Here is a 13,225-nt window from a genome sequence, read left to right as displayed (position 1 = left end):
CACGGACCAGCTCACTTTCCAGGACCCCGTGCAGCGCTACCCGACGGTCTCCCCGCCGCAGGACCAGCAGCCCGAGCCGCCTGACCGGGCGCCGGCAGCCGCTGCTCGCGACCGTCGAGCGTTCAGGTACCGCCCGTCACCCGCCGACGGTGCCGTCGCCCTGCGACCGGTGGCGCCGGGCCGCGGACTCGCGCAGCTGGCGCCCGCGCTCGACGTCCGCCTCGAGCTTGTCGTGGCGCTTCTCGCTCGCGGTCGTGTCCCGCGGCGGCAGCTGCAGCGAGCGCTCGGCCTCGATGCCGGCCTGGAGCTGGCGCCCGCGCTCCAGCTCGGCGTCCAGCTCGGCGCCGAACAGCAGCGCCAGGTTGGTCAGCCACAGCCACAGCAGGAGCACGATGACGCCGGCGAGCGACCCGTAGGTCTCGTCGTAGCTCGCGAAGTTCGCGACGTACAGCCCGAGGCCGGCCGTCGCGACCACCCAGACCAGGAGCGCGAGCAGCGCACCCACGCTGACCCACCGGAACTTCGGCTGCCGCACGTTCGGCGTGCCGTGGTACAGCAGCGCGATGGCCGCCACGACGAGCAGCACGACGACGGGCCACTTGACGATCTGCCAGACGGTCACGACCGTCGCGCTCAGTCCGATCGCGTCGCCCACGCTCTCCGCGACGGGCCCGGACAGCACCAGCAGCGCGAGCACCAGCACCGCGATGACGACGAGCGCGGCCGTGAGCAGCAGCAGCATCGGCCGCAGCTTCCAGATCGGGCGGCCCTCGTCGACCTCGTAGATGCGGTTCATGCCCCGGCTGAACGCCGCCACGTACCCCGAGGCTGACCACAGCGCGACGACGAGCCCGAGCACCAGGGCGAACCCGGCGGCCGGGGCCTCGCTGAGGTTCTCCAGCACCGGCCGGAACCCCTCCACCTGCTCACCGGCGCCGGCGCCGCGTCCCAGCTCGACGATGCCGTCGATGACCTCGTCGGGCTGGTCGACCAACGACAGCAGGGAGACCACCGCGAGCAGCGCGGGCGCGAGCGCCAGGACCGCGTAGTAGGTGAGCGCCGCCGCCAGGTCTGTGCACTGGTCGTCGAGGAACTCGCGCACCGTCGTCCGCAGGACGTACCCCCACGACCTGCGGTGCAGGTCCGTGGGCGACTCCGGCTTGCGCGGGTCGTCGGGTGCCGGGGCGTCGCCCTTGCGCGCGGCGGCACCCGTGCCGTCGGCGGCCGGTGCGGGGGTCGGGCTCATGGGCGCTCCCGGTGGGGTCGAGGGGTGGTCACGTGCCAGCATGCGGTGCGCGCGTCCGGTCCGCACGGGCAGGCGGGGCGGTCGACTCCCGGACGACGAGCGTCGTGGCCAGCTGGACGTACCAGGACGCCGGTGCGTGACCGGCGGCCATGGCGAGCACGGTCTCGACGGCCATGCGCCCCATGCCGTCCAGCGGCTGGCGCACCGACGTCAGGCGGGGGCTGGTCCAGCCGGCCTGCGGGGTGTCGTCGTAGCCGACGACGCTGAGCCCCCCGGGGACGGGCACGGCCAGCTCCTGCGCGGCGGCCAGCACGCCCACGGCGATCTCGTCGTCCCCGGCGAGGACGGCGGTCGGCGGGTCGGGCAGCAGCAGCAGCTCGCGGGCGTGCCGCAGGCCGGTCTCGACGGCGAACTCGTCGCTGCGCACGAGCGCGGGGTCCAGCGCGACGCCCGCGGAGTCGAGCGCGGCCCGGTACCCGTGCAGGCGCTCGCGGGCGGCGGCCGAGCCCGCCGGCCCGCCGATCCAGGCGATGCGCCGGTGACCCAGCCCCAGCAGGTGCTCGGTGGCGCTGCGCCCCCCCGCCCAGTTGGTCGCACCGACGCTGACGACGGCGCCCTCCCGGGTGTCGACGGGGTCGACCATGACGACGGGCACGCCGGCGTCCTGCGCGGCGCGCAGGAGCGCGTCGGGCTCGGCGAGCGTGAGGCCGACGATCCCGACGGCTCCCGCGGCGCGCTGCTGCGCGACCCACGCGGCGGCGGCGGTCCGGCGGGTGCGGGTGCCGCGGTCGGGGGGCAGGCGCAGGAGCAGGTCGGTGCCGGCCGCGGTGGCGGCAGCCAGCACGCCACCGAGCACGTGGGTCATGTAGGGGGACTCGAGCACGTCGAGGACGGCGACCAGCGCGGGTCGGCGGGGTGGGTGCCCGCGGTCGGTGGTGGGCCGGTACCCCAGCTGCTCGACGGTCGCCAGCACGCGGGCGCGGGTGTCCGGTGCGATGTCGTCGCGGGCGTTGAGGGCCTTGGAGACCGTCGCCTTGGAGACCCCGGCGCTGCGTGCGACGTCGTCGAGCGTGACGCGGCGGGGCGTCGGGCGTGCGGGCACGGGGCCTCCTCGAGACGAAACTGTTTCGAGCCTAGGGCGAGGTCGCGCGACGGGCAAGACGTGCGGAGATCGCGGTCTTGACCGCGTTGCCGTCGCCTTCCTAGAGTGGCTGCGCGACCGGAGGTTGCGAAACTCTTTCGACTCTCGACGAGGAGATGTCATGCAGTCCGCGAACGCGGTCCTGACGGTCGACGGCGCCCCCGCCGCCGGACGCCCCCTGCGCCACGTGTGGAACACCTGCGTCGGCGCGGGCCGGGCCAACGAGGCGCTGCGCGCCGACTGGCAGGCGCACTTCCGGGAGGCGGTGGACGTGCTCGGCGCCCGCTACGTGCGCTTCCACGGGCTGTTCCACGACGACATGTTCGTGTACCGCGGCAACGACGGCGGGGGCGGCGGGTTCGGGCCGCCCACCCCGCTGGCCGAGCCCGTCCACACGTTCAGCTACGTCGACAAGGTGTTCGACTTCATCCTGTCGACCGGCGCCCGGCCCTTCGTCGAGCTGGGGTTCATGCCCCGGGACCTGGCCACGCAGACCGAGACGCTGTTCTGGTGGAAGGCGCACTGCAGCCCGCCCACGGACATGGGCCGCTGGGCCGACCTCGTCAGCGCCACCGTGCGCCACTGGATCGAGCGGTACGGGCTCGAAGAGGTCCGGCAGTGGCGGTTCGAGGTGTGGAACGAGCCCAACCTCGTCCCCCTGTTCTGGACCGGCACGCGCACGCAGTACTTCGAGCTCTACGAGGCCTCCGTCCGCGCGATCAAGGCCATCGACGACCGTCTGCTGGTCGGCGGGCCCTCCACCAGCGTGTTCGTCCCCGACGCCCGCTACGCCGGGGAGACCGAGGACCGCACCGCGTCGATCGCGACCGGCGAGGCCGAGGACCCCGACGCCCTCGACTGGCGGCCCGTGTGGATCGAGGAGTTCATCGCCTGGTGCGCGGAGCGCGACCTGCCCGTGGACTTCCTCACGGCGCACCTGTACCCCACGGACTACGCCGCCACGCCCGGCGGCGGTGCCAAGGAGATCAGCCGGTACGTCGACGCGACGTACGACGACCTGACGCTCCTGCGCTCGATCGTCGCCGCGAGCCCGTACCCCGACGCCGAGGTGCACATCACCGAGTGGTCGACGTCCCCGTCGAGCCGCGACCGCAGCCACGACACCCTCTTCGCCGCGACCTACATCACGCGCGCCTACCTGCGCTGCGCCGACCTCGCCGACTCGATCTCCTACTGGACGTTCACCGACGTGTTCGAGGAGGGCGGGGCCGGCCTCGGGCCGTTCCACGGCGGCTTCGGCCTCGTCAACGAGCAGGGCCTGCACAAGCCGACGTTCCACGCGTTCGCGATGCTCGCCCGGCTCGGCGACGAGGTCGTCGCGGACCTCCCGCACGGCGTGGTGACGCGGGACCGGGCCACCGGGCGCGTCAGCGCCGTGCTGCACCACTACCCCGACGAGATGGGCGGACGGTCCGTCCGCGCGGCGCACAGCTACGACGCCGCGCGCGAGCTCGCGGGCGTCGGCACGCGGCGCACCGTGCGGCACACCGTCGCGGGCCTGCCTCCGGGCGCGACCTTCGAGCTCGTGCAGCTCGACGTCGAGCACGGCAACGTCGCCGAGGCGTGGCACGCCATGGGCCAGCCCATCAACCTCACCCCGCAGCAGACCGACGACCTGCGCACGGCCGCCGACGCGCTGCTGCGCCGCACCCTGACCGCGTCCGACGACGGCGTGCTGGAGATCGACCTCGACCTGCCGCCGTGGGCCGTCGTGGGGATCGTCCAGACCGGACCGCCGCCCGCGGCCTGACCGGCGGCCGCGCCCGCCCGTTCCTCGTCCGAGGCGGGTGCGGCCGCCTCACACGTCGCCGGCCTCGTGCACGCAGATGGCGATGTGGGTGCGGTTGTCCGCGGGCATCTTCTCGAGGATGCGGCTGATGTGCGTCTTCACCGTGGCGACGGTGATGAACAGCTCCGAGGCGATCTCCGTGTTCGACAACCCGCGCCCGATCGCCCGCGCGACGTCCCGCTCCCGCTCCGTCAGGCCGTCGAGCCGCTGCCGGGCGATCTCCCGGCGCTCGTCCTTCGGCTGCCGCGTGACCGACGCGATCAGGCGGTCCGTCACCGACGGCGAGAGCGTCGTACGGCCCGCGCCCGCGTCCTGCACGTGCCGCACGATCAGCGCCGGGGGAGTGTCCTTGAGCAGGAACCCGGCAGCCCCCAGGCGCAGCGCGCCCAGCACCATCTCGTCGGTGTCGAACGTCGTGAGGATGACGACCCGGGCGTCCGGCTGCTCGGCCAGCAGCCGCTCGGTGGCCGCGAGCCCGTCCAGGCGCGGCATGCGGATGTCCATCAGCACGACGTCGGGCGACGTGGCCCGCACCACGTCGAGGGCCTCCAGCCCGTCGCTCGCCTCGCCGACGATCTCGATGCCCGGGTCGGCGCCCAGGATGAGTCGCAGGCCGACGCGCACGAGCGTCTCGTCGTCGACCAGCACCACCCGCGTGCGGGTGAGCCCCGTGGCGTCCGTCGTCGACCGCTCCTGCGTCCCGCTCACGCCGTCCCCTCCGTCCCGGCCGCCCACGGCAGCCACGCCTGCACCGTGAACGTGCCGTCCGCGCGGCGCTCCACGTCCATCCCGCCGCCGGTGAGCCGCAGCCGCTCGGCCAGCCCTGTCAGCCCCCACCCCGACGACGGCAGCGGAGCCCGCGGCGGCTCCTGCGCCACCGGGTTGGTCACCTCGATGCGGACCTGGTCGCCCGGCGCCCCGTGCACCCGCACCCGCACGGGCGCGCCGGGGGCGTGCTTGCGGGCGTTGGTCAGGGTCTCCTGCACCACGCGGTACAGGTGGCGGCTGGTCGCCACCGGCAACCGCGCCAGCTCGTCCTCGGCGACGTGGTCGAGGACCAGCGTCACCGGGGACCCCGCCGCGCGCGTGCCGTCCACCAGCTCGCCGACCTGGGCGAACGTCGGCTGGGGCCGCGACTGCTCGTCGGTCGCGCCGGGGTCGCGCAGCAGGCCCAGCACCTCGCGCAGCTCGCCGAGGGCCGCGTGGGCGTTCTCCCGCACGACCGCGGCGGTCGCACGGACCTGCTCGGGCTCCAGCCCTGCCCGGTACTCCAGCGCCCCGGAGTGCAGCGCGACCAGCGAGAGCCGGTGCGCGAGCACGTCGTGCATCTCCCGGGCGATCCGGTTGCGCTCAGCGGCGCGGGCGCTGTCCCCCCGGGCGTCGACCTCGCGCCGGGCGATCGCCGCCTGCTCGCGCAGCGAGGCGATCAGTGCGCGCCGCCCGCCGATGAACATGCCGGTGACCACGACGAGCGCGATGAAGGTCACCGACGCGCCGACCCCCCACAGCGAGTAGACCGTGCTGGTCTGGGAGGGCACCACCCAGGTGCTGAGCACCCGCTCGCTGACCAGCGCGGAGCTGAGCCACAGCAGCGCGACGGGCCCGATCTCCGACCACCGGCGGCGCGTCGCGAGCGAGAGCACGGCGAGCATGACCACGCCGGCGGAGAACAACGAGAACGAGCCCAGCACCACGACGGCGCCCGTGATCGGCAGCGGGGCCCGGTGGCGCAGCACGTACAGCACGGCGCACACCACCAGCAGGACCACGTCGAGCACCAGCCACGCCGTCGCGGTGTCCCGCATCTCCAGGCCCGTCTCCGCCCGCAGCCCGAAGCCGTACAGGAGCCCACCGGTCCAGCCGAAGATCCCGATCGCGACCAGCAGGCGCCACGTGTGCGCCCAGACGCGCCGCGCACGGCTCGGCTCGGGCGCCGCGAGGTCGGGCGTCGAGGTCACGTCGCGATGCTAGGCCGCACGCCGTCACGGTCGGATCGGTCGCACGGACGACCCCGCGGGCCGCGACGCCGGTCGCGGGGACGACGACCGGGCGTCGCTCACGCCGTCAGCAGCTCCGCGACGTCCTGCGGGTAGGGGAACGTGCCGGGCTCGTACCCGCACAGCGGGTCCGGGCCGTACGGGTCGCCTCCGGCCGCGTAGGCCCGCGAGCGCGACCCCCCGCAGACGCGGCCGAACTCGCACGCGCCGCACCGGCCGGTGAGCCGGTCGGGGTCCCGCAGGCCCGTGAACAGCTCCGACGTGCGGTAGATCTCCGTCAGCGGCCGGGTGCGCACGTCGCCGGCCGCGACGGGCAGGAACCCCGACGGGTGGACCGTGCCGACGTGCGACACGAAGACGAAGCCGTAGCCGGCGTTGACGTTGACCGGCGGGCGGCGGGTGCGGCCGCCGTCGCCCCAGCCGAACGCGGCGGTGCGCGCCGTGAGCTCGGCGTACAGGTCGCCCAGGCCGAGGGCGGTCACGTGGTCCACCCCGCGCGCGGCCAGCACGGCGCGCTGCAGGGACACGCGGCGGAAGTGGTGGCCCTCGGTCGTCTTGACCGGCACGTGCGGGCCGAGGTCGTAGAGGTAGTTCATGACGTCCTCGGCCTGGGCCGGCGTCAGCGTCCCGAGGTCCGTGCCGCGCCCCATCGGGACGAGCATGAACGCGCTCCACGTCATCGCGCCCCGCGCCCGCACCAGCGCCGCGAGGTCCGGGAGCTCGTGCACCGTGCGGCTCGACATCGTCGAGTTGACCTGCACCTTCAAGCCCAGCTCGCGGGCCGTGGCCCACGCCTCGAGCGTGCGGTCGAACGTCCCGGGCACGCGCCGGAACCCGTCGTGCACCGCGGCCGTCGCCCCGTCGAGCGACAGCGACATGGCCGTCACGCCGGCCTCCTGCAGGCCCACCAGCGCCGCGCGGTCCAGCCGGGCCGTGCCGGACGGGGACACGGCGACCGCCAGGCCCAGCGCCCGCCCGCGCCGGACCAGCTCGGTGAGGTCCTCCCGCTCGAAGCAGTCGCCGCCCGTGATGACGACGATCGGCGCGGGCCTGCCGAAGGCGGCGACCTGGTGGAGCAGGTCGGTCGCCTCGGCGGTGTCCAGCTCGTCGGGGTGCCGCAGCGGCTGCGCCTCGGCGCGGCAGTGCACGCACGAGAGCGCGCACGCGCGCGTCGCCTCCCAGATGACGAGGAGCGGCCGGTCGGCCGGGTCGTGGCGGACGGTGCGGACGACGGGGCCGTGCGGGCGCATGGCCGCATTCGACACCCGCCCGCGGCCCGACCCTCGGGACGAGCGTCCCTGGACGGGCGAGGATGGTGCGGTGAGCAGCACGCACGTCGTCGTCGACCCGGACCAGGTGCCCGGCACCTACGCCTACCACCGCCTCGCGCGGACCCGCCCGGGTGCCCGGTGGTGGCGGCCGCTGCTCGTCGGCCTGCTGGCGGGTGCCCTGTACGTCGCCCTCCTCGGCGCGGGCGTGGTCGTCCTGACGGTCGCGTCGCTCACGTCGGGGCCCGGCGGTCTCGAGCGGCTCGGCGCGCTGGACGTGACGGACCTGCGCGACCCGTTCGTGTTCACGCTCGCGATGCTGAGCATCATCGCGATGCTGCCGGCCGTCCTCGTGGCCGCCCGGCTGCTCGGTGCGCGACCCGTCGGCCTGCTCGCCTCCGTGACGGGACGGGTGCGCTGGGGGTGGGCGGCACGCTGCCTGGCCCTGTCGGCGGTGCTCGCCCTCGTCGTGCAGGGGGCCGACGCCGCGCTCGCCGCCGCCGCGGGCACACCGTGGCAGCCCCGCCCGGACGGCACGACGTGGGTGTTCGTCGGGCTGGTGCTGCTGCTCGTGCCCGCGCAGTGCGTGGCCGAGGAGGTGGTGTTCCGCGGCTACCTCGTGCAGACGCTGGGCGCGTGGCTGCGGCACCCCGCGTTCGCGATCCTGCTGCCGGTCCCGCTGTTCGTCGCGGGGCACACCTACGTGGGGCTGGCCATGGTCGACACCGCCGTCTGGGCGATCGCGATGGGGTGGTTGGTGTGGCGGACGGGTGGTCTTGAGGCGGCGGCCGCGGCGCACGTCGTCAACAACGTCGTCGTGTTCGGCCTGGGGTCCGTGAGCCTCGTGGACCTCGACGTCGTCGACATCCCGCCGGTGGCCCTGGCGGTCTCGACGGCGTCGACGCTGGTGTACGTCGCACTGGTCGAGGTGCTGGTCCGGCGCTCGCGGGTGGCCCGGGTCCGGGTGGTGGACCCGCCCGTCCCGCCGCCCGCCGGAGTCTCGGACGGCGCGTCGGCGGGCGCGCCGCCCGGGACCGCCGGCGCGCTCCCCGCGGGTCCGGGCGGGCCGGTCGTGCCGGTTCCGTCACCGCCTTCGTGACAGGAGTACAGGCCGCCCCTCTTCCGTGCGGCCGGACGGGTCCCTATCGTGAGGGCGTGCACCCTGTCAGTGAACGTATCCGCGACGCCCGTGAGCGCTCCGGCCTGTCGCAGGCCGATCTCGCCCGCGCGGCGATGATGCACCCCAGCTACGTCTCGCACCTCGAGCGCGGTGTCCGGGGCCCGGGCGACGGCGCCCTCGAGCGACTGGCCCGCGCCCTCGGGGTGACGTCGACGTACCTCGAGCAGGGCGACCGCTCGCCCGCGTACCAGGCGTCCGAGGCGTCGGTCGTGCGTGCGCGCCAGCTCGTGCGCGCCGGGCGGGCGAGCGAGGCCGTGGCCGAGCTCGCCACCGTCGAGCTCGACTCCCTCGACGTCGACCAGAGCGCCCGCGTCCTGCTCGCCCACGCCGAGGCGCTGGACCTCGCCGGCGACCTCGAGGCGTCCGCGCACGTCCTGGCCGACACCACGCGCCGCCTCGTCGACGGACACCGGCCCCAGCGAGCCGCCTACGCCGCCACGCGTCTGGTCATGGCCCTCACCGAGGCGGGGGACCTGCACGGGGCCGTCCACGCCGGTGAGGACCACCTGCGGGTGCTCGCCACGTCCGCGGCGGGGACCGACGAGGTCTTCCGTCTCGAGTCGACGCTCGTGTGGGCGTACGTCGCGCGGGGCGACGTGACGTACGCGCGCGTCCGCGGCGCGGACCTGCTCGCCCGCGCGCTCGTGCACGGCTCCGCCCGCGCCGTGTGGTCGGTGCACTGGAACCTGGCGTTCGTCGACGACGCGTTCGGCGACGCCGACGACGCGCTGGCGCACCTGCGCGCGGCGCTGGCGATCGCCGGTGGCGAGGAGGCCGAGCGCGACGTGCCGCGGCTGCGGCTCGACCTCGCGCAGCTGCTGCTCCAGGTCACCCCCGCGCGTCCGCGCGAGGCGCTCGCCGAGCTCGACGCGGCGGGCACCGCCCTGGAGGTCGGCGAGTCGCACGTCGAGCTCGCGCGTGCGGCCACCATCCGGGCACGCGCCCTGCTGCTGCTCGGGCAGAACCGGCCCGCGCTGGTGCACGCGGCCCGCGCCGCCGAGATGCTCTCGGCGGGCGAGCGGCGCGACGCCGCCGCCGCGCACGAGGTCCTCGGCGACGTGCTGCTGGCCGCCGGCGAGCGCACCGCCGCGCTCAAGGCCTACCGCCAGGTCCAGGACCGTCTGGACCTCCTGCCCGCCGGGCGCACGGGCGCCGTCGCCTGGCGTCGTCTGGGCGACCGGCTGCGTGCCGCGGGCGACGACCGGGCGCGGGTGGCCGAGGCGTACCGCCGTGCCCTCGACGCCGCCGGGGTGGGCACGACCCACCCCTGATCGTCGGCCGCAGGACCACGCCGACGTCACCCGGACGACACGCCCGGGTGACGTCCGACCCGGGCGCGTCTACCCCGGACTTGCGTTAGTCATTGCGGTCACGACATCCCCCTGGGGACCATGCCGGTGTGTCGGAGAGTCCGACACACCGTCCCGAAGGGGTCCCATCATGAACAAGCTCACCGTTGCCGCCGTTGCCGTCGTCGTCGCCCTCGCCGGTTTCGTCGGTACCACCAGCGCATCCGCCGCCCCCTCCGTGGTCGCGGCTCCCTGCTGCAAGGCCCACTGAGAGGGAGCGTTCTCACGATGCGCCGCCTGTTCGCGGTCGTCGGACCGGGCCCCGCGGTGGCCCCGGTCCGGCGCCGCGGCGGGCGCGGCGGGCCGGTGCGCGACTACCGGCCCGGCTCACCACGGAGCAGCAGGACCGACTCGACGGCGTCGATGCGGATGCACGGAGCAGCGCCGGACGGCCCGACGAAGACCACGTTGCCGGACAGCAGGCACGACAGCGGCCCGACGTACTCGCCGCCGGACAGCGTGCGCACGACGACCTCGCAGCCGTCGAGGTGGCTGAGGTAGGCGCGCACGCCGGCGAGCGCGGGATCCACCGGGTCCATCGACCGAACCTACCCCGCCCGGCCGGGGCCGGGGCTCAGGTCGCGACCACCAGCGCGCCGACGCCGGCGGCCACGGTCAGCGGAGCGACGACCAGGCCGAGCAGCGCGTAGCGGCCCCACGGCACGTCCACCCCCGCGCGGACCAGCGCCCGGTGCCACAGCAGGGTCGCGAGCGACGCCCACGGGGTGATCAGCGGCCCCGCGTTGACCCCGACGAGCAGCGCGACCAGCAGCCGCGGGTCGTGGGCCGCGGCGGGCTCGAGCACGAGGTACGCGGGCAGGTTGTTGACGAGGTTCGCGCCGAGCAGCCCCGCGGCGGCGAGCGTCCACGGGCCGCGTCCGGTGAGGTCCTGCTCGAGGACCGCGCGCAGGCCGGCCTCCTGCACGGCCTCCGCGGCCAGGAAGAGGCCGGAGGCGAACACCAGGAGCGGCCACGGCACCAGCCCGGCCGTGAGCGTGCCGGGCCGCCGGCGGGCCGTCACGGCGAGCAGCACGACGGCCGCTGCGGACGCGGGTGCCCACACCGGGGCGCCGCTGACCAGCGCGACCAGGAGCAGGGCCACCACCCCGGCGCTCCACCGCAGCAGGACCGGGTCCGTCGCCGGCGTCGGCTCGTCGACCTCGAACGTGCCGCGCAGCCGCCGGCGGTGCAGGACGGCGACGACGGCCACGGGCACCACGACGCAGGCCAGCGCCGGCGCCCACGTGAGCGCGACGAACTCCCGGACCCCTCCGACGTGGTGCGTCGCGAGCAGGTTCGTGAGGTTGGAGACGGGCAGCAGCAGGGACCCGGTGTTGGCGAGCCACACGGTGACCAGGGCGAACGGTCGCGGGTCGAGCCGGGCGTGCGCGGCCACCGACAGCACCACGGGCGTCAGCAGGACGGCCGTGGTGTCCAGGGACAGGAACACGGTGCACGTGACCGCCAGCGCGACGACCCCGGCCCACAGCAGCGGCGTGCGGCCGCGGGCGCGGCGGGCGACGACGGCCCCGACGGCCCCGAACAGGCCGGCGCCGGCGGCCAGCTCGGTGACGACGGTGATCGCCACGACGAAGGTGAGCACCGGCCAGACGCGGTCGACGAGGGCGAGCGCCGCGGCGGCCGGCAGCACGCCGGTGAGCAGCGCCAGCAGGCCCGCGGCCAGCAGCGCCGCCCCGATCGGCAGGGTGCGGGTCACGGCGTGCGCCGCCGGCGCACCACCTCGCGCAGCGGGGGCACCGGGGTCCCGGCCGCGCTGAGCGCCGCGCGCGTGCGGCGCCGGCTGTGCAGGACGCCGACGACGCCGACGACCCAGGGCAGGAGCAGCACGGCGAAGGCGAGCCGGTACGCGTCCAGGGAGTACACCGCGGCGCCGGGCGGGGAGACGAGCTCGAGCACCACGCCCACCGCGAGCACGCCGACGATGGTCGAGACGAACCCCCCGGTGTTGACGAACCCGGTGGCCGTGCCGAGACGGTCGGTGGCCGAGAACGTGCGGGCGTAGTCGATGCCGACGAGCGAGACGGGGCCGCCGGCGCCGATGACGACGGCGAACACGACGAGCTGGGTGAACGGCCGGGGGGTGGAGGGCGCGAGCAGCCACACCCAGGCGACGAGCGTCGCGGCCGCCGACGCGAGCACCACCCACGACCGCCGCAGCGGGTGGCGGGAGGTCCACCGGCCGACGAGCGGGCCCGTCGTCATCGCGGACAGCGTCATCGCGGTGAGCAGCACGCCCGCCTCGGTGGGCGTGCGTCCCTGCGCGGTGACGAAGAACGGCACGCCCCACAGCATGCCCACCACGTTGAACGAGAACGGGGTGACGAAGTGCGACCAGAACCCCAGGCGGGTGCCCGCCGGCAGCGCGGCGGCGCGCACCGCGTGCACGAACCGCTCGCGTGCGGCGCGCTCGACGGGACGGGGCGCTCGCGGACCGAGCCCCAGCGCCGCGGCGACGGTCACGGCCACCCCCAGCGCGGCGAGGGCCCCGAAGGTGACGCCCCACCCGCGGGTGTGCAGCACCCACGCCACGACGAGCGCGGACACGATCTGCCCGGACTGGCCCACGAGCCCGGTCACCTGGACCATCACCGGGACCTGCCGGGCGGGGAACCGCTCGGCGATGAGCCGGCACGCGCTGATGAAGATGGCCGCGTCGCCGGCGCCGATGAGGACCCGGGCGGCGAGGGCCAGCGGGACGTCGTCCGCCAGGGCGAGCAGGCCCTGGCCCGCCGCCATGACACCCGAGCCGGTGGCGATGAGCACGCGGGGGCCGAACCTGTCGAGCAGCTGCCCGGCGGGGATCTGCAGGACCGCGTAGACGGTGAGCTGGAGCACCGAGAACATCGCCAGCCCGGTGGCGGCGAGGTCGAAGCGGTCGATGGCCTCGACGCCCGCGACGCCGAGCGCCGTGCGGTGCACGACGGCGACGAGGTAGGTGAGTGCAGCCGCCCCCCACACCACGCCGGCGCTGCTGCGCCCACGCATCGCGTCCCTCCGTCCCGTCGTCCTCGCTCAGCGTAGGCGGGCCCCGGAGCGGCGCCCGACGCCGGCGGCGGGACGCACGGCGGGTGCGGGGCGCGTCCGCGGGGCTGTCGGACGGCCGACCAGGTTTCACCTCGTCCCGCTCGCCTGGACAGTTGACCAACACCCGGCGATGACGCATAGTTGAACCCGACGGTGCGTATCGCCTGCCCCCTGCGCGGTGCGCACCGT

The 13,225-nt window shown here is 75.5% G+C and carries 11 protein-coding genes; 3 read left to right on the top strand and 8 right to left on the bottom strand.

The features are described 5' to 3' along the window. Positions 1 to 136 precede the first annotated feature (136 nt). Together Cph01nite_RS02465 and Cph01nite_RS02460 are read right to left on the bottom strand one after the other, a co-directional pair. A complete protein-coding gene (locus Cph01nite_RS02465) occupies positions 137 to 1,246 on the bottom strand; it encodes a YihY/virulence factor BrkB family protein (protein WP_203670785.1) in 1,110 nt (369 codons plus the stop codon). A 28-nt stretch (positions 1,247 to 1,274) separates the two neighbouring features. Further along, positions 1,275 to 2,348, bottom strand: a complete 1,074-nt coding sequence (locus Cph01nite_RS02460; protein ID WP_203670784.1) for a LacI family DNA-binding transcriptional regulator — start codon at positions 2,346 to 2,348, stop codon at positions 1,275 to 1,277. Positions 2,349 to 2,508: 160 nt separating this feature from the next. Between Cph01nite_RS02460 and Cph01nite_RS02455 the strand changes: the two genes are divergently transcribed. Further along, positions 2,509 to 4,158, top strand: coding sequence for a GH39 family glycosyl hydrolase (locus Cph01nite_RS02455; RefSeq protein WP_203670783.1), 1,650 nt, complete (start codon positions 2,509 to 2,511; stop codon positions 4,156 to 4,158). Between the two features lie 48 nt (positions 4,159 to 4,206). On the opposite strand, the gene Cph01nite_RS02450 is transcribed toward Cph01nite_RS02455, so the two are convergent. The 3 genes from Cph01nite_RS02450 to Cph01nite_RS02440 form a co-directional block, all read right to left on the bottom strand. Beyond that, complete coding sequence (locus Cph01nite_RS02450) at positions 4,207 to 4,905, bottom strand: response regulator (protein WP_203670782.1); 699 nt, start codon at positions 4,903 to 4,905, stop codon at positions 4,207 to 4,209. Further along, positions 4,902 to 6,155 carry a sensor histidine kinase gene (locus Cph01nite_RS02445; protein WP_203670781.1) on the bottom strand — a complete coding sequence of 418 codons (1,254 nt, stop codon included), beginning with the start codon at positions 6,153 to 6,155 and terminating at the stop codon, positions 4,902 to 4,904. Before Cph01nite_RS02445 ends, Cph01nite_RS02450 begins: the two co-directional genes overlap by 4 nt. Before the next feature lie 98 nt (positions 6,156 to 6,253). After that, a complete protein-coding gene (locus tag Cph01nite_RS02440; RefSeq protein ID WP_203670780.1) occupies positions 6,254 to 7,444 on the bottom strand; it encodes a TIGR04053 family radical SAM/SPASM domain-containing protein in 1,191 nt (396 codons plus the stop codon). A gap of 70 nt (positions 7,445 to 7,514) precedes the next feature. Between Cph01nite_RS02440 and Cph01nite_RS02435 the strand changes: the two genes are divergently transcribed. Both Cph01nite_RS02435 and Cph01nite_RS02430 read left to right on the top strand, forming a co-directional pair. Next, positions 7,515 to 8,561, top strand: coding sequence for a CPBP family intramembrane glutamic endopeptidase (locus Cph01nite_RS02435; protein WP_203670779.1), 1,047 nt, complete (start codon positions 7,515 to 7,517; stop codon positions 8,559 to 8,561). 56 nt (positions 8,562 to 8,617) lie between these two features. Continuing rightward, complete coding sequence (locus Cph01nite_RS02430) at positions 8,618 to 9,913, top strand: helix-turn-helix domain-containing protein (RefSeq protein ID WP_203670778.1); 1,296 nt, start codon at positions 8,618 to 8,620, stop codon at positions 9,911 to 9,913. A 392-nt stretch (positions 9,914 to 10,305) separates the two neighbouring features. Here Cph01nite_RS02430 and Cph01nite_RS02425 read toward each other — a convergent pair whose 3' ends face one another. Genes Cph01nite_RS02425 through Cph01nite_RS02415 form a run of 3 tightly spaced genes read right to left on the bottom strand, consistent with a single transcriptional unit; the run spans position 10,306 to position 12,997 of the window. Beyond that, positions 10,306 to 10,530 (bottom strand): hypothetical protein, encoded by a 225-nt coding sequence (locus Cph01nite_RS02425; protein ID WP_203670777.1) that lies wholly within the window; start codon positions 10,528 to 10,530, stop codon positions 10,306 to 10,308. Positions 10,531 to 10,565: 35 nt separating this feature from the next. Further along, complete coding sequence (locus tag Cph01nite_RS02420) at positions 10,566 to 11,708, bottom strand: SLC13 family permease (RefSeq protein ID WP_203670776.1); 1,143 nt, start codon at positions 11,706 to 11,708, stop codon at positions 10,566 to 10,568. After that, positions 11,705 to 12,997 carry an MFS transporter gene (locus tag Cph01nite_RS02415; protein WP_203670775.1) on the bottom strand — a complete coding sequence of 431 codons (1,293 nt, stop codon included), beginning with the start codon at positions 12,995 to 12,997 and terminating at the stop codon, positions 11,705 to 11,707. The genes Cph01nite_RS02420 and Cph01nite_RS02415 overlap by 4 nt, the downstream gene beginning before the upstream one ends. Between the last annotated feature and the right edge of the window lie 228 nt (positions 12,998 to 13,225).

The organism is Cellulomonas phragmiteti (assembly GCF_016862775.1).
Taxonomy (GTDB): domain Bacteria; phylum Actinomycetota; class Actinomycetes; order Actinomycetales; family Cellulomonadaceae; genus Cellulomonas; species Cellulomonas phragmiteti.
The sequence above is the reverse complement of the archived record's forward strand: the minus strand, read 5'-3'. Positions and strand labels throughout refer to the sequence as shown.